Raw genomic sequence first — 22,047 nt, 5'->3', positions numbered from 1 at the left:
TCCCGATGGCAAACACCTATTTCACTGAAGACCATGAATGGCTGCGCGTCGAAGGCGGCGTCGCCACCGTCGGCATCACCGACTACGCGCAGGAGCAGCTCGGCGATCTCGTCTTCGTCGAACTGCCCGAAATCGGCCGCAAGCTCGCCAAGGGCGACACTGCGGTCGTCGTCGAATCCGTCAAGGCGGCGTCGGACGTCTACGCGCCGGTCGACGGCGAGATCACCGAAGCCAACACGTCGCTGTCATCCGACCCTTCATTGGTCAATTCGGCGGCGACCGGCGACGGCTGGCTTTGGAAGATGAAGCTTTCCAACGAAAGCCAGCTCGCCAGCCTCATGGATGAGGCCGCCTACAAAGCCCATATCGGCTGATATCAGGATTTTGCAAATGACCGCAGCACCTATTCCTTTCTCAGCCCGTCATATCGGCCCCGGCATCAACGATGTCAGGGCGATGCTCGCCGTGATCGGCGTTCCGTCCGTCGAGACGCTGATCAGCCAGGCCGTGCCGAGATCGATCCGCCTCGACCAGCCGCTCGACCTGCCAGCGGCCGCCAGCGAAGCGGAAGCCCTGGCCGAATTGTCGGAGATGATGGCGAAGAACACGGTGCTGAAGAGCTTCATCGGCGCCGGCTACCATGGTGTCTTTGTGCCGCCGGTCGTCCAGCGCAACCTTTTCGAGAACCCGGCCTGGTACACGGCCTATACGCCCTACCAGGCCGAAATCAGCCAGGGCCGCCTGGAAATGCTGTTCAACTTCCAGACTTTGGTGACCGAACTGACCGGCCTGCCGGTGGCGTCCGCCTCGCTGCTCGATGAAGCCACCGCCGTCGCCGAAGCCGTCGGCATCGCGCTTCGCCATCATCGCGACAAGCGCACCAAGGTGGCGCTCGCCGGCGCGCCCCACCCGCAGACGCTCGACGTCGTGCGCACCCGCGCCGAGCCGCTCGGCATCGAGGTCGACGGCGAGACGATCGACGACAACACCGCCGCCCTGCTCGTCTCCTGGCCGGACACGTTCGGTGTCTATGGCGACCACAAGGCGGCGATCGAGAAAGCCCACGCCACCGGCGCGCTGGTCGTCTTCATAGCCGATCCGCTTGCCCTCACACTGACGGATGCGCCGGCAAAGCTCGGCGCCGACATCGCCGTCGGTCCAATGCAGCGCTTCGGCGTGCCGATGGGCTTTGGCGGCCCGCATGCCGCCTATTGCGCCGTCTCCGACAGGCTGACCCGCCTGATGCCCGGCCGCCTTGTCGGCCAATCGACCGATACCATGGGTCGCCCGGGCTACCGGCTGGCGCTGCAGACGCGCGAGCAGCACATCCGTCGCGACAAGGCCACCTCCAACATCTGCACTGCGCAGGCGCTGCTCGCCAACATGGCGACGGCCTATGCCATCTGGCACGGCCCCACCGGCCTGCAGGCGATCGCCGAGCGCATTCACTCCCTCGCCAACCGGCTTGCGGCGGGGCTGAAGGCGGCGGGCGTGACGGTCCTGGGCACGCACCGCTTCGACACGGTGACAGCGGAAGTGAAGGGTAAGGCCGCGGCAATAGCCGCCGCCGCCGAGAAGACCGGCCGGCTGCTGCGCGTCATCGATGCCGACAAGATCGGCATCGCCTTCGACGAGACCTCGACGCAAGCCGACCTGGAGGCGATCGCGGCCCTGTTCGGCGCCAAGTCCGGCACGGTGGAAGCCGGCTCCATGCCCGGCAAGCCGCGCGGCAAGGAATTCCTTACCCAGCCGGTTTTCCACGAGAACCGCTCCGAGACCGACATGATGCGCTTCCTGCGTCGGCTGGCCGACAAGGATCTCGCGCTCGACCGCGCCATGATCCCGCTCGGTTCCTGCACGATGAAGCTCAACGCCGCCGCCGAGATGATGCCGGTGAGCTGGTGGAATATCGCCAACCTGCATCCCTTTGCCCCTGCCGGCCATTCGGCCGGCTACCGCGCCATGATCAGCGACCTGGAGACCTGGCTGTCGGAGATCACGGGTTTCGACGCGGTCAGCCTGCAGCCCAATGCCGGCAGCCAGGGCGAATATGCCGGCCTGCTCGCCATCCGCGCCTATCACCGCTCGCGCGGTGAAGGCCATCGCACCGTCTGTCTGATCCCATCCTCCGCGCATGGCACCAATCCGGCGAGTGCTGCGATGGCGGGCATGAGCGTCGTCGTCGTACGTTGCGCCGAGGACGGCAGTATCGACATGGACGATTTGAGGGCCAAGGCCAACGAGCATTCCAAGAACCTCGCGGCGCTGATGTTCACCTACCCCTCTACGCATGGCGTCTACGAGGAAGGCGCGCGCCACCTCTGCGCCCTGATCCACGAGCATGGCGGCCAGGTCTATTTCGACGGCGCCAACCTCAACGCCCTGGTCGGCCTTGCCCGACCCGGCGATATCGGCGCCGACGTCTGCCACATGAATTTGCACAAGACCTTCTGCATCCCGCATGGCGGAGGCGGCCCGGGCGTCGGCCCGATCGGCGTCAGGGCGCATCTCAAGCCATATCTGCCGGGTCATGTCACCGAAGACTCGGCGCATGCCGTGGCCGCCGCTCCTTTCGGCAGCGCTTCGATCCTGCCGATCACCTGGATGTACATCCGCATGATGGGCGGCGCAGGGCTGAAGCAGGCGACCGAGACGGCGATCGTTTCCGCCAACTACGTGGCGACCCGGCTCGCGCCGCATTTCCCGCTCCTCTACAAGGGCAGGAGCGATCGCATCGCGCATGAGTGCATCCTCGACACCCGCGTGCTCAAGGAGAGCGCCGGCATCAGCGTCGACGACATCGCCAAGCGCCTCATCGACTACGGCTTCCACGCGCCGACCATGTCGTTCCCGGTTGCCGGTACGCTGATGGTCGAGCCGACCGAGTCCGAGCCCAAGCGCGAGCTCGACCGCTTCTGCGAGGCGATGATCGCGATCGCCGGCGAGGCGGCGAAGGTGGCAAAGGGCGAATGGCCGCTCAACGACAACCCGTTGGTCAATGCCCCGCACACCGCGGCAGAGGCGCTTGCCGGCGCCTGGACCCATCCCTACTCGCGGCTGGAGGCAGCCTATCCGGCGGGTGACGCCGATCTGGCTGCAAAGTACTGGCCGCCGGTGTCGCGCATCGACAATGTCGCCGGCGACCGCAACCTTGTCTGCTCCTGCCCGCCGCTGACGGAATATCTCGGCGCCGCCGAATAACCGAAGCGGATTCAGGCAGAACGCAAGGTCGGCCCGGCGTCGGGCTGGCCGGCCTTTTTCTGAACGACGACGCGATTCCTGCCGCCGCGCTTGGCCACGTAGAGCGCGGCGTCCGCCTCGGCCAGCACCTCGTCCAGGGTTCGGCCGTCTACGGCGCCAAATCCCATGCCGCCGCTGACGCTGCTGCGCAGCGGGCCGCGATGGGTCGGAACGATCTCGGTGCCGAAGGCGACGCCGATCCGGCTGGCCATGTCATGTGCCTTTTCCGGCGTCATGCGCGACATGACGAGCGCGAATTCCTCGCCGCCCAGCCGGAAGGCGTCGACCCCGGTCCGGCCGTATTTCTTGATCACCGCCGCGAAGCGGCAAAGCACCTGATCGCCGACGGGATGCCCGAAGACGTCGTTGGTCGTCTTGAAATGGTCAAGATCGAACATCGCGACCGCCATGAACGGACCGAAGCTGCGATCCCCGTAAAGCTCGCTGAGCGCCCTTCGGTTCATCAGGCCGGTCAGCGGATCGGTCATCGTCTCGGCCTTGAGCTCGATCTGCGCCTGCAGATGGTGCAGCGAAAGCGTCAGCGCGCCGAGGCCGGTCATGCAGGCGACCGCGACGACGGAATTCAACCGCTCCGCCCAGTTGTCGGGCGCGGCGCCGAGAACCCATTGCCCCTGTGCCAGCAGCACCAGGCCGCACAGCGCGAAGGACAAGCCACAGGCGCCGCTGAGGAACGAAACAACGAGCAGGATCCGGCGATCATGATCGCCCTTCATCCAGAACATCGTTCCGATCGCCGCGAGCAGCGCCGTCACAGCCGCATAAGTGATCTGGAAGCCGATGCCGTCGAAACCGAAATAGGTGAAAGCGGCGCAGGCGGCCATGGCTGCAAGCGCCGGCACGATGGCGCGACGGTAGTGGCGGAAACCGAGATACTGCATGGCCGACAGGCAGATGACCAGAAAGCCGAGGCTCAGCAGCGCAAGCACGATCTGGCAGAGCCGGGGGTCGGCATCCTTGGTGTAGCGCCAGAACAGGACGACATGGGCAACGAGCACGAGTATGCCGCACGCCACCGTCAGCACGAAGCTCGCCCGCGGAGCGGTGAACCAGATCGCCAGCATGGTGATGCTGAGGCACGTGCCCGACAGCGCCGCCGCGAGCAGGAGCGAACTAAAATCCAACATTGTTGAGCCGCAGCCTCTTGGGAGTCGTCGGTTACGCTGTATTCTAGGTTAACGGCGCCCCGCCGATACCGTTTTCCGCTAACCTTTCGACCCAACCTTCCGATAAGGTTTACAAAGCATCCACTACAGCATCTAGCAGACGCGAAGACTAGAAATTTTTGGTTTATATTGAAACAGTTCTTTTTCACGAGCACGAGGCGATCCGCGCGAAAACAGCATTCGCCCGGAGTGCTTTGATTTCGCCAATCGACAAACAGGGTGGAACCTGTCCCGTTTCGCATAAACGGCGTTCGACCAGTAGCCGGTGAATTCTGCCAGAGCCGATTCAATCCAAGCCCGATAGGCTTTAGCTCTTGTCGAGCAGCGCCAGGTTGGCATTGACCACGGTCTGGTCGGCCAAGCCGGCCTTGGCTTCGAGCAGCAGCACCCTTGCCTTCTTCTTGTTGCCGCGCAGGAGCTGCGAATAGCCCATATTGTTGACGATCTGCGGCTTGCGCCCGGCGACCCTCAGCAATTGGGCATAGGCGCGGTCGGCGAAATCGAAGCGGCCGAGCTCGTCATAGGAGGCGGCAAGCCCCATCCAGGCTTCCGCATTGTCGGCCTTGAGCTCCACCGCCTTGCGGAAATGCTGCTCGGCAAGGCCGAAATTCGCCTCGCGGAACTGCGCCTTGCCCTCCACCAGGTCGCTGGCGCTGATGTCCTTGGCCGTTGGCTGGATCGCGGTGGTCTTGGTCGTGTCGACGTTTGCGTTCGTCGTGCAGCCGGTGATCATCAAGACGGCCGCCAACGCCGCCGCTGCCGTGGGAAGTCCGTGACACATGCCCCTGCCCCATCGCCCGATTTGCCGGGTCGTTCTTCAGCAAGGACCATAAAGCACAGCGATTAAGCTTCAGTGCCGAAATGCAGCTAAATTTTTGTTGCGCGCAAAGGATGCGTTAACCAGCGCCGGCAGCGTCAGACGTGCCTGGATTCAGGTCAGGCCGAGTCGAAAATGGTGAATTTCGAGAACCGGCCTACGCCGGCCGTAGCCTTAACTGCTACGCCACCTCTCATGTCATGGATGCTTCGGTCGGCGAAGGCCGGAAGCGCAGGAAGCCGCCATTTGCAGACCGGCCTCACCTGAATCCCTAGTGCGCCGTCAGCTTCACGACGATGGGAATAATCGCGACCATCAGCACCACCGGCAGGATGCACATCGTCACCGGCACCGACATCTTGGCCGGCAAGGCATGCGCCTTCTCTTCGGCAAGCGACATGCGCTTGTGGCGCATTTCGTCGGAAAAGACGCGCAGCGCGCCCGACAGGCTGGTGCCTAGCTCCTTGGACTGCTGCAGCAGCGTTGCAAAGGAGCGCACCTCGTCGAGGCTGAGGCGGTCGGCGAGCGCCTTCAATGCATCGTCGAGGCTGCGGCCGGCCCTGAGCTCGAGCGACACCAATTGCAGGTTCTGGCTGAGCGATGGATAGGTCCTGGCGAGCTCCTTCGAGACTCGCTCGATGCCGGCCTCCATGCTCATGCCGGCGTCGGAGCAGACGATCATCAGGTCCATGAAATCGGGAAAGCCGTTGCGATATTCGCGCATCTTTTCCCGCACCTTCTGCGTCAGCACCAGACCCGGCAGGAAATAGCCGGCCGCTCCCGACAGGATGATGAAGGTCCAGCGGCTGGTCACGGTCGACTCGGCGCTGGCCGCCCAGTGGTTGATCAGGAACGCGCCAAGTGCTGCGCCGACCAGCGCGGCAAAACGGATCAGAAAGAACATGCCGACGGCGCGCGGCTCCATATAGCCGGCCTGGATGAGCTTCAGGCGCAACCGCGCGACGTTTTCCGGGTCGCTCTTGGCGTAGAATTCCTGCGCCCGCTTCACCGCCTTCTCGCGCACGGCGTTTGCGTTCTTCCTTGGCGCCGGCTCCGCCTGCTCGATAGGCCGGGCCGCCTCAACCTTCAGCCGGCGCTTGACTTCGTTGCGATCGCCCTTGGCGACGACCAGCGGCCAGGCCACCGCGCCGCCGCCCAGCACCAGCAAAAGCACCGCCACCGGCATCAGCGATGTCGGCGCGAGCGAGGCGAGGAAGCGGATGATGTCTTCCATCTCAGAACTTGAAATTCGACATCTTGAACATGATGGCGTTCCCGAGCAGCAGCCACAGGATGGAGCCGCCCAGCATGTACCAGGTCTTCGGTATCCCCCACACATCGCGGTAGAATTGCGGCATGAGCACCATGATGGCGGTGAACAGAAGCACCGGCACGGCGGTGAGGATGTAGGCCGACATGCGGCCTTCGGTCGAAATGGCGCGTACCTTGCGCCGCAGCTTGCCACGCTCGCGGATGGTCGACGACAGCCCATCCAGGATCTCGCGCAGGTTGCCGCCGGAACTTGTCTGGATCGACACGGCGGTGACGAACAGCGGCAGATCCTCGTGGCCAACCCGTTCGAACAGGTTGTTGAGCGCCGAAACCAGATCGGAGCCATAAGTCACCTCGTCGGCCACGACGCCGAACTCGGTGCCGATCGGATCGGCCATCTCACGCGCCACCATTGCGATTGCCACCGGCACCGGATGGCCGGCCTTGAGGCCGCGTGTGATCAGCTCCAGCGCCTCCGGCAACTGCAGGCCGAAGCGCTTATGCCGGCGCTTGCGCAGAAAACGCATCGCCATCACCGGCAAGACCGGCGACAGCACCAGGAACAAGCCCAGGCCGAACAGCAGAGGCAGGCCGTACCAGACGGCAACAAGCGCCAGAGCGAAAGCCACGCCCGAGGTGATCATGAGGAACTTGGGCAGCGGCATGATCATGCCGGACTGAGTGCGCAAGGCGCGAAAGCGATCGAAGGAAAACAGGGACATGCCGCCTTCGACGCCGCGCTCCTTGCGCAACTGGATCAACACCTGCTCCTGGCTGATCTTGTTCTCCGCCAGCTTCATGCGGCGGTTGATCGCCGTGCGCTTGTCGCTGCGGCCGGCATAGAGCAGGTAGCAGCCTTCGGCGATCATGATGCCGGTGAGCGCCGCCGCGGCGTAGACAGCGTAGATCGGGCTGAACCCCTCGAGCACCGGCTACTCCTGCGGCCGGCCGGGTTCGAAATATTTGCCCGGAAATTCGATGCCCATGTTGCGCAGGTCCTCGAGGAAGCGCGGGCGAATGCCTGTCGCCTCGAAATGACCGATGATCTTGCCGTCTGCCTCCATGCCGGTGCGCACGAAGCGGAAGATCTCCTGCATCTGGATGACGTCGCCTTCCATGCCTGTCACCTCGGCGACGCTGGTCACCTTGCGCTTGCCGTCGGACAGGCGCGTCAGTTGCACGATGATGTCGAGCGCGCTGGCGATCTGGCTGCGGATCGACTGCACCGTCATCGGCATGCCGGTCATGCCGAGCATCTGCTCAAGGCGCGAGATGGCGTCGCGCGGCGTGTTGGCGTGGATGGTCGCCATCGAGCCTTCATGGCCGGTGTTCATCGCCTGCAGCATGTCGAAGGCTTCTTCGCCGCGGCACTCGCCGAGGATGACGCGATCGGGACGCATGCGCAGCGCGTTCTTGACCAGGTCGCGCTGCTTGAGCTCGCCATGGCCCTCGATGTTGGCCGGGCGCGTCTCCATGCGCGCGACATGCGGCTGCTGCAGTTGCAGCTCTGCGGCGTCCTCGATGGTGATCAGGCGCTCGTCCTCGGGGATGAAGGCCGACAACGCGTTGAGCATCGTCGTCTTGCCGGTGCCGGTGCCACCGGAGATGATTGTGGTCTTGCGGGCATGCACGGCCGCCGCCAGCACCTCGGCCATGTTCTGGGTGATGGCGCCGAACTCGACCAGCTTGTGCAGGCCGAGCTTGTTCTTGGAGAATTTGCGGATCGACACCAGCGGCCCGTCGACGCCGACCGGCCGGATGGCGGCGTTGAAACGCGAGCCGTCGAGCATGCGGGCGTCGACCATCGGTGCCGATTCATCGACGCGGCGGCCGACAGCGGCGACGATTTTGTTAATGATTCGAAGCAGATGCGCTTCGTCTTTGAACGGGATGTGGACCTGCTGCAGCTTGCCGCGCTTTTCCACGAAGCAGTTCTGATGGCCGTTGATCAGGATGTCGTTGATCTCCGGATCCTTGAGCAGCGGCTCCAGCGGGCCGAGGCCGACCATCTCGTCGACGATGTCGTCGACCAGCGCGTCGAGCTCGGCGGTATTGATCGCCATCCGCTCCTCGCGCGTCTTTTCCGAAACGAACTCATGCACCTGGCGGCGCATTTCGTCCTTGGGCAGCCGCTCCAGCGCGACGAGATTGATCTCCTCGAGCAGCATGCGGTGGATGCGCACGCGCGCGTCGAGCACCTTGTTGGCGCTTTTCGCAGGCGCGTGGTCCGGCTTAGGCGCGGCCGGCTTGCGGGTCGTCGGAATGACCACGGCATGATGCGCGACAGGCGCTGGTTCGGGAGGCCGCTGCGGATGGGCGTCGCGGTTCTGCAGGGTGGAGAAGCGACTCATCCCGCTTTCCTCTTCAAGAGGCCCTTGCCGAGGCCGAAAAGCGACTTCGATTTTGCCGTCGTCGTCACCGCCTCCTCCGGCAGGATGATCTTCTTCAGGTCGTTGACGACATTGGCGTTGGGATCGATGTCGTGCAGCGGCACGCCGCGGTCGACGGCCTCGCGCACGAGCCGGTAGTTGTTGGAGATGCCGCCGACGAAATGTTCGCCGAGAATGTCCTCGACGTCGGCCTGCTTGATGCCGCTGTCGAACATCTTCTGCTCGAAGCGATTGACGATCACGCTGGGCTTCACTTCCCGGCCGGCAGTCTCATAGATGGCCTGGATAAGACGCTGCGTATGCCTGAGACAAGGCACCGTCATCTCGGCGACGATATAGAGCTTGTTGGAGCCGAGCAGCACCGTCTCGGTCCATGGGAACCAGGTGCGCGGCATGTCGATGACGACATTGTCGAAATAGGCCGAGACGAGGTCGAGCATGCGCACGACGACATCGGTCTTGAACGAGCGCATTTCCGAAGGGCGCGTTGGCGCGGCAAGCACGCAGAGCCCGCTCGCATGCTTGGAGAGCATGACATCCAGCAGTTGCCGGTCAAGGCGTTCGGGCTGGTTCTCGATTTCGGTGATGTCGAAGCGCGGTTCGAGGTCGAGATATTCGGCGCAGGCGCCCTGCTGGAAATTGAGGTCGACCACGCATGTCGAGGCGCCGCGCGTCACCGAATGATGCAACTGGAAGGCTGTCTGGAGCGCCAGCGTGGTGGTGCCGACGCCGCCGGCGGCCGGCATGAAGGTGTAGATCTGCGACTCGGTGTTTTCCTCCCGCCCCGGTCCCTGCATCGCACGGATGACGGAGCGCACCAGGTCGGCGGTGGTGATCGGCTTGACCAGGAAGTCGGCGACCTTGAGCTGCACCAGGATGCGCACGGCCGCCGCGTTGAATTCCTGCGTGACGACGACCACCGGAACGCGGCCTTCGAGCCGGCGCATGATGCGCTGCAGCGACTCGATCTCCTCGAGCTTGGCCGCATCCATATCGACGATGACTGTGCCGAAATCGGCCTCCAGAACCTCGCCGCGGAGTTCGTTGACGCTCTTCTCGACGGTCGAGATCTCGATGACCTCGGACGCGGCGAAAGCCGTCCGCGTGTCCTGCGAAAACGTCCTGTCGGTGGAAACGAGCAGGATCTTCTTGGTCTTGGTGCCGGATGCCATGGTCGTCAGTCCATCAGTCGGATGCCGTTGATGCCGATGTCGTTGATGCCGACTCCGAACCGGCTTTCGATCCGGCGGCATTGGTCGTGGAGCTCGTGCTCTGAGCCGGCACCAGGAGCCTGGTGTTCTGGACGCCGTATCGCCAGGGATCGACCATCTGCATGACGGTGTTGGACGCCTGCGCGTTGCCGGCCGCCGGCGTCACGCCTTCGGTGCGCACGTAGTCATCGCTGGTGCAGCCGCTGGCGAAGCCGGCGAGGATGACAGCAATGCAAAGTGCTGGGCGCATGGGCTTCAGTCCTTGGGCAGATCGAGGAAGTGGCCGGACGTCGTGGCGGCCACCGGACGGGCCGCGCTGCCGTCGGCCAGCGCCACCGGGCGCTTGGGCGCCGAGGCGTCCGCTTCCTCGGTGTTGTTCAGGAAATAATCGGCCGGACTTGCCGGCCGCGTCCCGTCGGTCGGCTCGACCATCTTCTTCGACGGATCGACCGGCTTGACCAGATAAGGCGTGACGATGATCACCAGGTCGGTCTCGCGCCGCTGATAGGATTTCGAGGAGAACAGCGAGCCCAGCACCGGCAGCTTGCCGAGCCCCGGCAGGCGCGAGGTGGTGATGTCGTTCTGCGACTGCAGAAGGCCGGCGATCATAAAACTCTGGCCGTTCTTCAGGTCGACCGATGTCTGGGCGCGACGCACGATGAAGGCCGGAATGGAAATGCCGCTGCTGACTTCGATGGAGGCGGAAGTGTCGATCGAGGACACTTCCGGCGCGATGTCGAGGCTCACCAGCCCGTCCTTGAGCACGGTCGGCGTGAAATCCAGGCCGACGCCGTATTTCTTGTAGGTGACGCTGATCTTGCCGTTGTCCTCGGAGACCGGGATCGGGAACTCGCCGCCGGCGAGGAAGCTCGCCGTCTGGCCGGAACGGGCGATCAGGTTCGGCTCGGCCAGCCGCCGGGCCAGCCCGCGCTCCTCCAGCGCCTTGATGGCGATGTCGATCGAAACGCCGTTGGAGAGCAGCCGGCCGATGATCTCGCCGGTGCCGGCCGTCGGCACGGTGCCTGGATCGATGATGACGTCGCGGCCGCCGATGCCGAAGGCGAAGTTGGCGCCGTATTTGGCGCCCAGATCCTGTCCCGCCTGGCGGTTGATCTCGACGAAGCGGACATTGAGCTGAACCTGCTGCGAGGACGAGATGTTGACCGAGTTGATCACTTCCTCGTTGCCGGAAAAGCGCGACGCGATCTTGCTGGCCTTCTCGGCCGCGACCGCATCCTCGGCCTCGCCCGACAGCACCACGCGGCCATTGGCCGAACCGACCCTGATCTTGGCATCCGGCACGCTGGCGCGGATGGTGCTTGCGAGCTGATCTGTATCCAGCGTCACCTCGACGTCGATGGTGCCGACGAGCTGCTTGTTCTGATCGAACAGTGCGATACCCGTGGTGCCGAGATTGTTGCCCAGCACATAGAAGGATTTGTCGGTCAGCGGGTTGACGTTGGCGATCTCCGGGTCGCCGATGACGATCTGGTAGAAGGCGGCGCTCGTCATGATCGTCTTGGGCTTGCCCTTGGCGACCTTGATCGAGGCGTTACTGGTCGCCGAGACGTAGACGACGTCGTTATTTGCCTGGGCCGGCGCCCCAAAGGCAAGCATTCCGGCAGTTGCCAGCAAGGCACTCGCCGCCATCGCACGCAGAAGGCGCAGCCCTCTCGTTGTCCATTCTTTATTCAACACAGGCATTGTCACGTCCCCGGCCGGTCCCCACCGGCTATTATTCTTGTTCCTTGGAAGGAACGACGTCTCCCTCGGCTCGCTTGGAGGGAACCTTGTATTCCTCGACCTTCGTCCCGCGCGACACGATCACCGTCTTGAACTTCGGCTCTTCCGGCTCCTTCGCTACCGCGTTGACCAGCGAGGCAGCGCTTGTCTCCGCGCTCGCGGCGACCGAGCCGCCGAAGGAGGAGATGGTGGTGAGCCCGTTGCTGCTGGCGCTGGCGTCGGCGGCGGACCGCAAGGACAGTGACAATGTGCCGACGGTGCGGGCTAAAGCGACTTTCTGCGCCCCTTCGTTCGTCACCTCGAGGGTCACCGAATTGGCGATCTGCGGCTCGGTCTTGCGCTCGTCCGCGCCCTGCCCGACCGAAAGCACCTTCGCATCGGAGACTACGATCTCGGACGTGACCGTCGAGCCGGATGCCCCTTGAGCGTTCTTGGCCACTTCCTGGATTTCGCCCGCGTCGCGCGTTAGCACGACGTCGACCCGGTCGCCCGGCGTGATGAAGCCGCCGACGCCGGCGATCTCATCGGTGCGGATGGTGACGGCCCGCATGCCTGGCGACAGCATGTTGGAGAGCGTCGCGCGGCCGTTCGGCCCCGACAGCTTGGTGAGCAGCACCGGCTCGTTGACCTCGATCGGCGACAGCACGACGCGACTGCCTTCGGCAAGCAGCTTGTCGATGGTCGGGAAGGCGCCCTGCGGCAGGGAATCCTGCGGCCACGGGATTTCGGTGAGTTGCGATCGATCGAGCTGCATGCCGTAGCGCAGCGGAGCATTGGCCACCACGATGGTCTTGAACTCGACCTTGGGCTCCTGCGGCGCGGCGATCGATGCCACCTTTTGCTCGGACTGGGCCCTCGCCTGGCTTTTGACCCAGAAATCCGCGGCAAAGATCGAGATCGCGCCGAAAACGGCGGCGATGCCGATCATGGTTATGGCCCTGCCCCTCACAACGAAACCCCTGACGCCCCGTGGTCTTTTGTTTGTTGCCACTCACGCTAGGCGACATTGTTAAAGAATCAGGAATCCAAACATATGGAGACCGCCCTATTTCCGGCGGCTTGGTTATCGAATGGTTTTAGAATAAGAGAGACTTTGATCCCTGAACGGAACAGGAACTCGTTCGCCCGCCAAAAGCGTGGCAGTATCGAGGAGTGATTCGCAGTACCGGACTTAATGGCCAGCATGGACGACACCAGCGATCTTTTCGGCAATCAGGAAAAGCAGCCCCAGCAAGGGCGCGCGCCCTCGCGTCCGGCTGATCCGCTGGTTCAGGCGGCGAAGCGTTCGACCTCCGCCCGTGACGGCAGCGAGAGCTACAGCGCCGCCGACATCGAGGTGCTGGAAGGGCTGGAGCCGGTGCGCCGCCGCCCAGGCATGTATATCGGCGGCACCGACGACAAGGCGATGCATCACCTCTTCGCCGAGGTCATAGACAATTCTATGGACGAGGCGGTCGCCGGTCACGCCACCTTCATCGACGTCGAACTCTCGGCTGATGGCTTCCTGACGGTCACCGACAATGGCCGCGGCATCCCGATCGATCCGCATCCGAAATTCAAGAAGCCGGCGCTCGAAGTCATCATGACGACGCTGCATTCGGGCGGCAAGTTCGACTCCAAGGTCTACGAGACCTCGGGCGGCCTGCACGGCGTCGGCGTCTCCGTCGTCAATGCGCTGTCCGATCACCTCGAGGTCGAGGTCGCGCGCGGTCGCCAGCTCTATCGCCAGCGTTTTTCGCGCGGCATTCCGGTCAGCGGTCTCGAGCATCTCGGCGAGGTCCACAACCGCCGCGGCACGAAGACCCGCTTCCATCCCGACGAGCAGATCTTCGGCAAGGGCGCCGCCTTCGAGCCGGCGCGGCTCTACCGCATGACGCGCTCGAAAGCCTATCTGTTCGGCGGCGTCGAGATTCGCTGGACCTGCGATCCGTCGCTCATCAAGGAGAAGGACCAGACCCCTGCCAAGGCCGAGTTCCATTTTCCCGGCGGCCTGAAGGACTATCTCAAGGCGACCCTCGGCGACGAATTCCAGGTCACCCGCGAGGTCTTCGCGGGAAAGAGCGACAGGCAGGGCGGCCACGGTTCGCTCGAATGGGCGGTGACCTGGTTCGGCGGTGACGGTTTCCTCAATTCATACTGCAACACCATCCCGACCGCCGAGGGCGGCACGCATGAGGCGGGCTTCCGCAACGTGCTGACGCGCGGGCTTCGCGCCTATGCCGACCTGATCGGCAACAAGCGCGCCTCCGTCATCACCACCGAGGACGTGATGATCTCGGCCGCGGGAATGCTGTCGGTGTTCATCCGCGAGCCGGAATTCGTCGGCCAGACCAAGGACAGGCTGGCGACCATCGAGGCGATGCGCATCGTCGAAAGCGCCATCCGCGATCCTTTCGACCATTGGCTGGCCGACAATCCGCAGGAAGCCTCAAAACTTCTTGAGTGGGTGATCGCGCGCGCCGACGAGCGCGTGCGCCGCCGCCAGGAAAAGGAAGTCTCGCGCAAGAGCGCGGTGCGCAAGCTGCGCCTGCCGGGCAAGCTCGCCGACTGCACGCAGAACGCCGCGGCCGGCGCCGAGATCTTCATCGTAGAGGGCGACTCGGCCGGCGGCTCGGCCAAGCAGGCGCGCGATCGCGCGAGCCAAGCCGTGCTGCCGCTGCGCGGCAAGATCCTCAACGTCGCCAGCGCCGGCAACGACAAGCTTGCCGCCAACCAGCAGATCTCCGACCTGATCCAGGCGCTCGGCTGCGGCACGCGCTCGAAATACCGCGACGAGGACCTGCGTTACGACCGCGTGATCATCATGACCGACGCCGATGTCGACGGCGCGCATATCGCTTCGCTGCTGATCACCTTCTTCTATCAGGAGATGCCGAACCTGATCCGCGGCGGCCATCTCTACATGGCCGTGCCGCCGCTCTATTCGATCCGCCAAGGCGGCAAGGTCGCCTATGCGCGCGACGACGCGCACAAGGACGAATTGCTGCGCACCGAATTCACCGGGCGCGGCAAGGTCGAGATCGGCCGCTTCAAGGGCCTTGGCGAGATGATGGCCTCGCAGCTCAAGGAGACCACGATGGACCCGAGGAAGCGCACGCTGCTCAGGGTCGATGTGAGCGAAGCCGAGGCGGCGACCAAGGACGCGGTCGACGCGCTGATGGGCACAAAGCCCGAGGCGCGCTTCCGCTTCATCCAGGAACGCGCCGAGTTCGCCGAGACCGACGTGCTGGATATCTGAACGCGGACCGGTCCATAACAGGCTTCGCTATGCATGTCGCCCAGAAGTGTGCAGCGGTTCTGGGACAACGACATGCATCAAAACAAGGACTTAAAGCGCGTCGTCTGAATTCGTTTCAGGCGACGCGCTTTAGGGAGACTTGAATGTGGCCTGGACGCGGCTGAAAGATCTTGCCGGGATACCGCTGAACGGCCTGACGCAACCGACGCGCTCGGACTGGATCTTTGCCCTGCGCACGGTCTCGGCCGGGCTGACCGCGCTGTTTGCCGCCTACGCCCTCAAGCTCGACCATCCGCAATGGGCGATGATGACGGTGTTCATCGTCGCGCAGCCGGTGGCCGGCATGGTGCTGGCGAAAGGTTTCTACCGGCTGCTCGGCACACTCGCCGGCGGCCTTGCTGCGATCGGCATCACCTTGCTGTTCGGTACCAACCCGTGGCTTTTGGTGACGGTGCTGGCGCTATGGATCGGCGTCTGCACGCTCGTATCCTCGCTGCTGCGCAATCCGGAGGCCTATGGCGCGGCACTTGCCGGTTACACGGCGATGATCATCAGCCTGCCCGCCTTCGGGCAGCCGCATCTCGTCGTCGATCTCGCCATTGCACGCTGCGCTGAAATCGTGCTCGGCATCGTCTGTGCCGGCGTCACCAGTCGACTGATCCTGCCGAAACTTGCGGCGGACGCCATCATCTCGAGACTGAAGCGCAGCATCCTCGATCTTGCCGAATACGCCTCGGGCGCCTTTTCCGGCGGCGATCCGGCCGGGCTTGCCGCCCTCCAGCGCAAACTTATCGGCGATGCCCAGACGCTTGCCGAGATGCGCACCTATGCGCGCCTCGAGGCGCCGAGCTTCGCCACGCGCGCCCATCCGGTGCGGCGCACGATCGGGCAACTCCTGTGGGCGCTTTCGGCGGCGCGCGCGCTGCACACCCATGCCGCGCCGAAGAACGCGGCGCTCATCCCGGTGCGCGGCGAGTTGAAGACCTTGGTCGGCGAACTGGCGGCGACGCCAGGGGCGCTTGACGACACCGGCCCGTGGGTAGCGCGGCTCGATGCGATCGCGAGCAAGGCAAGAGAGGCGCCGCCTGTGCCTACCGACCCCAGCGAAGACAAAGTCGGCACCATCACCCGCCTCACCATCGCCGCCGATTTCGCGGAGGCGCTGAAGCAGGTGATGCGTGGCCTGGATGCGCTTCGCTCGCCGATTTCCAGGTCGTCCCGTGAACGACAGCAGCCGGCGCTGGTCGTGCATCGCGATTATCACGCCGCCTGGCGCAATGCCGTGCGCGCCGCGCTCGCCACGCTGCTGGTGGCCGCCTTCTGGCTCACGACCAAATGGTCGGAGACCGCCGGCACCGTCATCCTCGTCGCCGTCGTCTCCAGCCTGTTCGCAGCGCGCCCCGATCCGGTCCAGTCCGCCTGGGGTTTCTTCAGGGGAACGCTGCTCGCGCTGCCCTTCGCCTTCCTTGTCGGCCAGATCGCCTTGCCGGCGCTCCCCGGCTTCGGCTGGTTCACGCTCTTTGTCGTGCCCATCATGGTGCCGGCGGCGCTCGGCATGGCCAATCCGCGCTATGTCGGCGTCGCCACCGCCTTCGCCATCAATTTCTTGGCTTTTCTCAGCCCGCACCAGCTGATGACCTATGATCCCGGCCCGTTCTTCGCCGGGTCGGCGTCGATCCTGGTCGGCATCCTGATCGCCATCGCCGTCTTCATCGTCGTGCTGCCGGCCAACCCTTGGGTCACCGTCGAGCGCATCTCGCAGGCGATGCGCGAGGACCTGGCGCGCCTTTGCCTGCATGAGCGCATCCCCAGGCGTTCGGCCTTCGAAAGCCTGGCCTATGACCGGATCAACCAGTTGATGCCGCAGTTGCAGCAGGCAGGCAGGAAGGGCGATCCCATCCTCGGCGGCAGCATCGCCGCCGTCACCGTCGGGCTCGAAGTGCTGCGGCTGCGCGGCGCGCAGCTGAATTCCGCGCTCCCGCGCGAGACGGTGGAGTCGGTCGGCAATTTCCTGCGCGGCCTGGCGCGGGAATTGCTGTTCAGAAGACATGGCGAACCGCAGACGTCGACCGTTGCCGTGGCGAGGCAATATGCGGCGAGCATCGCCGATCGCAGCGACCGCCCCGAAATGCTGCAGGTCGCAGCCTCGCTGCGCATCATCGCCGCGGCGATGGAGGATTATCCGGATTTCTTCGCGAAGGGTCGCGGCTGAGGGCTACGCTGCAGCAATTGCCAGCGCATGTCCGCGCGCGTTCTCACGCAGCGCGTCGAGGTGGATCGACTTCACCAGCCCGGCAAGATCGCCCTCGGCCGATTGCCCGCCGAGATCCTTCAGCATCAGCCAGCTCACTTCCTGGACGCCCGCGACGCGCTTGCCATTGGCAACCTCGCGCCAGATCTTCAGCGCCCGCAGGATGATACCGTGCGTGGCGCCGGCAAGGCCGGCGTTGCGGAACAGCGCCTGCAACGCCACGTCGTGACCGCCGGCCAGCAGCGCCCTCACCCGCTGCTCGGATTGTTGGGCAAGCGCGACCAGCGCCGAGCCGAAGAAGTCGACCTTGCCGTGCGCGATGGTGCGGATGATGAAACCAGCGGTGAGATCGCCGCGCAGCCTCAGATGCTCGATCAGCGCGGCATGCTCCTCGGCGCGCGTGCCCTCAATCAGCGTGACGGAGGCTTTCACGCAGGCGTCGCGCATCACGCGGTCGGCGCGGGCAGCCCCCATCAGCGCCAGAACCAGCGGCGAACCCTTCAGCGTCTCGCCAAGCTTGACCAAAAGCATGTGCCGGCAGTCGGCAGGCAGACGCGCGTCGGAGATCAGCGCTTCGCGCACCAGCGGCAGATGGCCGTGGCGTTCGGCCATGCGGCGGAAGCTCAGCGATGCAATATCGGCGCCGCTGTTGGCGACGAGCGTGGCGCAGGCTTCCGGTTCGCCGATCTCGGCGATCGCTGCCGCCAGCGCCATCGAGACGACGGGGCGGTTGGCGATCAGCTTCTGGGTGGCCTTCTGGCCGCAAGCGACGCGGTCGATGAGATCGGCATCGGTAAGCAACGGCGAACGCGCCAGCACCAGCGCCGCCACTTCCGGTTGGTCGGAAGCCAGCGCGGCTATCACCTGCGGCGGCGCGTGGTGGCTCATCGACAGCGCTTCGGCGAGCGACTGCCGGACCTTGGCGGAAACGTCGTCGAGCAGCAGCGTCAGCGCCGCCTCGGCGGCGCAGCGATCCTCGAACGGCAGGTCGGAGTTTATGTAGGCGCGGGCCAGCGCGCTCGCGGCGGCTGCGCGCTCGGAAACCCTTGCCGTATCAATCCATTTTAGGAAATGCGAAACAATCATGCCGACCAGCTACGCCCTTGCCGGAATGTTCCCCGGCCCCGTTGTGAACGGTAGGCTGGAAATGGTTTACGAACGGTTCACCATGTTTCTTAACCGGCTTGATGGAACCGCGACCAACGCCTATCAAGCAAGCGTAAGCGGAGGAGATCGGACATGGCCGGGCTTTATCTTGAGGAGTTCGTCGCCGGCCACGTCTTCCGGCACGCATTGCGCAAGACCGTCACCGAAAGCGACAACATGCTGTTTTCGGTGATGACGCTGAACCCGCAGCCCCTGCATATCGATTTCGACTTCGCCGCGAAGAGCGAATGGGGCAAGCCCTTGGTCAATTCGCTGTTCACGCTCGGCCTGATGATCGGCATTTCGGTGAACGACATCACGGTCGGCACAACCGTCGCCAATCTCGGCATGAAGGAAACCGTCTTCCCGCACCCGGTCTTCCACGGCGACACCATCCGGGTCGAAACCACTGTCGTTTCGGTGCGCGAGTCGAAGTCGAAGCCTGATCGCGGCATCGTCGAATTCGAGCACCGCGCCTACAACCAGGCAGACGTTCTCGTCGCCAAATGCACGAGGCAGGCGATGATGATGAAGAAGGCCGCCTGATGCGCTCGCTGCTCTTCGTTCCGGGCGATTCCGAGCGGAAGCTGGAAAAGGGCTTTGCCGCCGGCGCCGACGTGGTGATCGTCGACCTTGAGGATTCCGTCGCCGCCGCCAACAAGGCGCAGGCGCGGGCGATTGCGGCGAGCTTCATCCCAAGCAAAAGGCAGCAGACCGGTTCCGCCGTCTATGTGCGCGTCAACGACCTCTCGACCGGCCTGACCGACGACGACCTCGCGGCTCTTGTCCCGGCGAGGCCCGACGGCGTCATGCTGCCGAAGTCGAACAGCGGCCAGGATGTCCAGCAGCTGGCGGCAAAGCTTCGGGTGCACGAAGCGGAGAACGGACTGCCGGACGGCAGCATAAGAATCCTGCCGATCATCACCGAAACGGCGGCCGGTTTGTTGGCGGCGGCGAGCTATGCTGGGGCAAGCGCAAGGCTTGCCGGCCTGACCTGGGGCGCAGAGGACCTGTCGGCGGCGATAGGCGCACGTTCGGCGCGCGACGAGAGCGGCCGCTACACCGACGTGTTCCGCCTGGCGCGCACGATGACCATCCTTGCGGCTGGCGCGGCCGAGGTCGCGGCGATCGATACCGTGTTTCCGGATTTCCGCGACATGGCCGCTTTCGAGGCCGAATGCCGCGAGGCCGAACGCGACGGCTTTACCGGCAAGATGGCGATCCATCCGGCGCAGGTGCCGGTCATCAACGCCGCCTTCACGCCGTCGGCCGAGGCGGTCTCGCGATCGCACGCGATCGTCGCGGCCTTCGCGGCGGCGGGAAATCCCGGCGTGGTCGGCATCGACGGCAAGATGTATGACCGGCCGCACCTGCGGCTCGCCGAACGGCTGCTGGCCCGCGCCAGGGCGGCAGGAATTTCCGCCTGATCTTCCGGCCTGCTACCAGACAAGCGGGATCAGCCTGTAGCGCACATGGGCCGCGTAGTCGTCATAGCCCCGCAACCCCGTCCGCAACGTCTTTTCTTCGATGAAGGTGCGGATTGCGAGCAGAACGATGAAGACAAGCACCGATGCCAGCCCCCACCAGGAGCCGAGCAGCAGCGCCGTGCCGGCGAAATAGAGTATGGCGCCGCCATACATCGGGTGGCGGACGTAGCTGTAAGGCCCTGTCGTGATCACCCGCTGCCCGCGCTCGTCCTGGATCTTCACGACCGGCGCCGCGAAGCTGTTTTCCAGCATCGTGAGATAGCAGATCCAGATACCGACGAGCAGGACCAGCGCGCCGATCGCCTGCACCCAGGCGGAAACCGGCGACCAACCGAAACGGAAATCGAACCCCATCAAGGCCAGCCAACCGAAGATGCCGAGCAGCAATATGCTCAGCAATATTTTGTCGGCCGCGGTCTGGTTCTTCTGGATCGGAGGGCGGAGGCGCTCATTCATCAGGCCCGGATCGCGCCGAGCAAGCGCCACACCCATGGTAAGGCTTAGTCCGACCATCACGACAATGTACACCCAGGCACCGGTCCAGTGCAGCGTGCCTGCCGACACAAACAACAGTGTGCCCATGAAGCCGAACCACAGGAATGTCTGGACAACCAATTTCGAGACCATGACCCAACCTTCCGTGACATGCCCGCCGCTATTGGTCGAATCCGACCAGTGGTCTATTATACCGACCAATGGTCTGTTCTCAAGCCTTATCGGCACTCGGGCATCTGGACGGGAACGGTCGCGGCGTGCAGAAGGTTCACCATGCCACGCGTTATCAAGCACCCGGAACTCAGGCGAGAAGAACTGCTCGACCAGGCCCAGGCCTTGTTCCTGACCCATGGCTACGACAAGGCGAGCCTCAATGACGTGATTGCCGCCGCCGGTATCTCGAAGGGCGCTTTCTATCATTATTTCCCCTCTAAGGAGGCGCTGCTGGAAGCCCTTGCCGAGCGCTTCGCGAAACAGGCGCTCGCCGGTGTCCAGGACATACTCGCCGATCCGGCGCTCGATCCGCTCGGGCGGCTCAATGCCCTGCTCGCGAAATCGCGGCAGGCCAAGATCGAGACCGCGGCGGAGGCCTGGGCGCTGTTCGAGACGCTGTTTCGGCCGGAAAACCTGGTGCTTTTCCACCGCATCAATCTGGCGGCCAGCGCCTCGTTTTCGCCCCTGCTGGTCGAGATCATCCGGCAAGGCGTCAAGGACGGCACGTTCCGCACATTCGACCCGGAAGGCGTCGCCGACATCGTCATGCAATTCGGCATGGCCACGCACGACGTCATCGCCAAGGCGTTCGCCAGCGGCAGCGATGCCGACATGGAAATCGCCATCGAAGCCCTGGAGAAGCGCGTCAGGCTTTACGAGATCGCCCTCGACCGCATCCTCGGTCTCCCAGACGGCAGCATCCGGATCGGCGAGCCTGGCTATGTGCGCGCCGTCATGACAGCGCGCCGCGCTAATCCTTCGGCCAGCGCGGCCGCCGCATCGAAAAAATCTCGTTGACGCTGGCATAGTCCATATAGCCGAGCCGGCCCACATTGCCGGCTCTGACGATGTCGAATTGGCCGTCCTTGAGATAGGCGTCGTCGATATGGACGCCGACGACTTCGCCGGCGACGACGACGGCGCTGGTTTGCGTGCCGTCCAGCGCCCGTGGCCGGAATATCTCCGTAACCCGGCATTCGAGTGCCGCCGGCGCTTCCGCCACGCGTGGCGGCGCGACGAGGCGCGACGGCGCCATGGCGAGATCGGCATAGCCAAACTCGCTGACGCCGCGCGGCGCATCGACGGCTGTGCGGTTCATCTTCTCGGCCAGATCGCGGCTGACGAGGTTGGCGACGAATTCGCCTGTCTCTTCGGCGAAGGTGGCGCTGTCCTTCGCGCCTTCCGATGAGAACCAGACGATGAATGGGCGCGTCGAAAACGCATTGAAGTACGAATAGGGCGCAAGGTTGATCTCGCCGGCCCTGTTCAATGTCGAGATCCATCCGATGGGGCGCGGCGCCACGATCGCCTTCGATGGATCGTGCGGCAGGCCATGCCCCTTCGAAGGCTCGTAGAACAT

At 64.3% G+C, this 22,047-nt stretch carries 18 protein-coding genes and 1 pseudogene; 7 read left to right on the top strand and 12 right to left on the bottom strand.

Annotated elements, in window-relative coordinates:
• The first annotated feature begins 5 nt into the window (after window positions 1-5).
• Window positions 6-374, top strand: coding sequence for a glycine cleavage system protein GcvH (gcvH, locus tag ABID26_RS21930; protein ID WP_292118198.1), 369 nt, complete (start codon window positions 6-8; stop codon window positions 372-374).
• Between the two features lie 16 nt (window positions 375-390).
• Window positions 391-3,201: an aminomethyl-transferring glycine dehydrogenase gene (gcvP, locus tag ABID26_RS21925; RefSeq protein ID WP_292344508.1), complete on the top strand. Its 2,811-nt coding sequence runs from the start codon at window positions 391-393 to the stop codon at window positions 3,199-3,201.
• 11 nt (window positions 3,202-3,212) lie between these two features.
• On the opposite strand, the gene ABID26_RS21920 is transcribed toward gcvP, so the two are convergent.
• From ABID26_RS21920 to cpaB, 9 genes are all read right to left on the bottom strand, one after another.
• The gene (locus tag ABID26_RS21920; RefSeq protein WP_292344509.1) at window positions 3,213-4,385 is read right to left on the bottom strand and encodes a GGDEF domain-containing protein; all 1,173 of its coding nucleotides are present in this window, start codon (window positions 4,383-4,385) and stop codon (window positions 3,213-3,215) included.
• 346 nt (window positions 4,386-4,731) lie between these two features.
• Window positions 4,732-5,205: a hypothetical protein gene (locus tag ABID26_RS21915; RefSeq protein ID WP_292303252.1), complete on the bottom strand. Its 474-nt coding sequence runs from the start codon at window positions 5,203-5,205 to the stop codon at window positions 4,732-4,734.
• Window positions 5,206-5,512: 307 nt separating this feature from the next.
• On the bottom strand, window positions 5,513-6,475 hold the full coding sequence (locus tag ABID26_RS21910; protein WP_126099846.1) for a type II secretion system F family protein: 963 nt from the start codon (window positions 6,473-6,475) through the stop codon (window positions 5,513-5,515).
• A gap of 1 nt (window position 6,476) precedes the next feature.
• Window positions 6,477-7,442, bottom strand: a complete 966-nt coding sequence (locus ABID26_RS21905) for a type II secretion system F family protein (RefSeq protein WP_126099845.1) — start codon at window positions 7,440-7,442, stop codon at window positions 6,477-6,479.
• A gap of 3 nt (window positions 7,443-7,445) precedes the next feature.
• On the bottom strand, window positions 7,446-8,864 hold the full coding sequence (locus ABID26_RS21900; protein ID WP_292303251.1) for a CpaF family protein: 1,419 nt from the start codon (window positions 8,862-8,864) through the stop codon (window positions 7,446-7,448).
• The gene (locus ABID26_RS21895; RefSeq protein WP_292303250.1) at window positions 8,861-10,075 is read right to left on the bottom strand and encodes an AAA family ATPase; all 1,215 of its coding nucleotides are present in this window, start codon (window positions 10,073-10,075) and stop codon (window positions 8,861-8,863) included. Before ABID26_RS21895 ends, ABID26_RS21900 begins: the two co-directional genes overlap by 4 nt.
• Window positions 10,076-10,088: 13 nt before the next feature.
• The gene (locus ABID26_RS21890; protein ID WP_292303249.1) at window positions 10,089-10,364 is read right to left on the bottom strand and encodes a hypothetical protein; all 276 of its coding nucleotides are present in this window, start codon (window positions 10,362-10,364) and stop codon (window positions 10,089-10,091) included.
• Between the two features lie 5 nt (window positions 10,365-10,369).
• Window positions 10,370-11,764 carry a type II and III secretion system protein family protein gene (locus ABID26_RS21885; RefSeq protein WP_292303263.1) on the bottom strand — a complete coding sequence of 465 codons (1,395 nt, stop codon included), beginning with the start codon at window positions 11,762-11,764 and terminating at the stop codon, window positions 10,370-10,372.
• 85 nt (window positions 11,765-11,849) lie between these two features.
• The gene (gene cpaB / locus ABID26_RS21880; RefSeq protein ID WP_126099840.1) at window positions 11,850-12,785 is read right to left on the bottom strand and encodes a Flp pilus assembly protein CpaB; all 936 of its coding nucleotides are present in this window, start codon (window positions 12,783-12,785) and stop codon (window positions 11,850-11,852) included.
• Between the two features lie 255 nt (window positions 12,786-13,040).
• On the opposite strand from cpaB, the gene parE reads away from it, so the two are divergent.
• Together parE and ABID26_RS21870 are read left to right on the top strand one after the other, a co-directional pair.
• Window positions 13,041-15,095 carry a DNA topoisomerase IV subunit B gene (gene parE, locus ABID26_RS21875; RefSeq protein WP_126099839.1) on the top strand — a complete coding sequence of 685 codons (2,055 nt, stop codon included), beginning with the start codon at window positions 13,041-13,043 and terminating at the stop codon, window positions 15,093-15,095.
• A gap of 145 nt (window positions 15,096-15,240) precedes the next feature.
• Window positions 15,241-17,307, top strand: coding sequence for an FUSC family protein (locus ABID26_RS21870; protein ID WP_126099838.1), 2,067 nt, complete (start codon window positions 15,241-15,243; stop codon window positions 17,305-17,307).
• A gap of 3 nt (window positions 17,308-17,310) precedes the next feature.
• Here ABID26_RS21870 and ABID26_RS21865 read toward each other — a convergent pair whose 3' ends face one another.
• The gene (locus tag ABID26_RS21865) at window positions 17,311-18,432 is read right to left on the bottom strand and encodes a DUF2336 domain-containing protein (RefSeq protein ID WP_126099837.1); all 1,122 of its coding nucleotides are present in this window, start codon (window positions 18,430-18,432) and stop codon (window positions 17,311-17,313) included.
• A gap of 147 nt (window positions 18,433-18,579) precedes the next feature.
• On the opposite strand from ABID26_RS21865, the pseudogene ABID26_RS21860 reads away from it, so the two are divergent.
• Both ABID26_RS21860 and ABID26_RS21855 read left to right on the top strand, forming a co-directional pair.
• Window positions 18,580-19,038, top strand: a pseudogene (locus tag ABID26_RS21860) (MaoC family dehydratase); the annotation flags it as partial.
• The gene (locus ABID26_RS21855) at window positions 19,038-19,919 is read left to right on the top strand and encodes an HpcH/HpaI aldolase/citrate lyase family protein (protein ID WP_126099835.1); all 882 of its coding nucleotides are present in this window, start codon (window positions 19,038-19,040) and stop codon (window positions 19,917-19,919) included. The pseudogene ABID26_RS21860 and the gene ABID26_RS21855, both read left to right, overlap by 1 nt.
• 12 nt (window positions 19,920-19,931) lie before the next feature.
• Here ABID26_RS21855 and ABID26_RS21850 read toward each other — a convergent pair whose 3' ends face one another.
• A complete protein-coding gene (locus ABID26_RS21850) occupies window positions 19,932-20,606 on the bottom strand; it encodes a methyltransferase family protein (RefSeq protein WP_126099834.1) in 675 nt (224 codons plus the stop codon).
• Window positions 20,607-20,747: 141 nt separating this feature from the next.
• Here ABID26_RS21850 and ABID26_RS21845 point away from each other — a divergent pair, with 141 nt between their 5' ends.
• Window positions 20,748-21,485 (top strand): TetR/AcrR family transcriptional regulator, encoded by a 738-nt coding sequence (locus ABID26_RS21845; RefSeq protein ID WP_126099833.1) that lies wholly within the window; start codon window positions 20,748-20,750, stop codon window positions 21,483-21,485.
• Here ABID26_RS21845 and ABID26_RS21840 read toward each other — a convergent pair.
• Entirely contained in the window at window positions 21,439-22,047 is a 609-nt protein-coding gene (locus ABID26_RS21840; protein ID WP_126099832.1) for a flavin reductase family protein, read from the bottom strand. The two genes, ABID26_RS21845 and ABID26_RS21840, sit on opposite strands and share 47 nt — an antisense overlap.

Source organism: Mesorhizobium shonense (assembly GCF_040545255.1).
Taxonomy (GTDB): Bacteria; Pseudomonadota; Alphaproteobacteria; order Rhizobiales; family Rhizobiaceae; genus Mesorhizobium; species Mesorhizobium shonense.
This window is presented reverse-complemented; position numbering and strand designations above follow the sequence as displayed.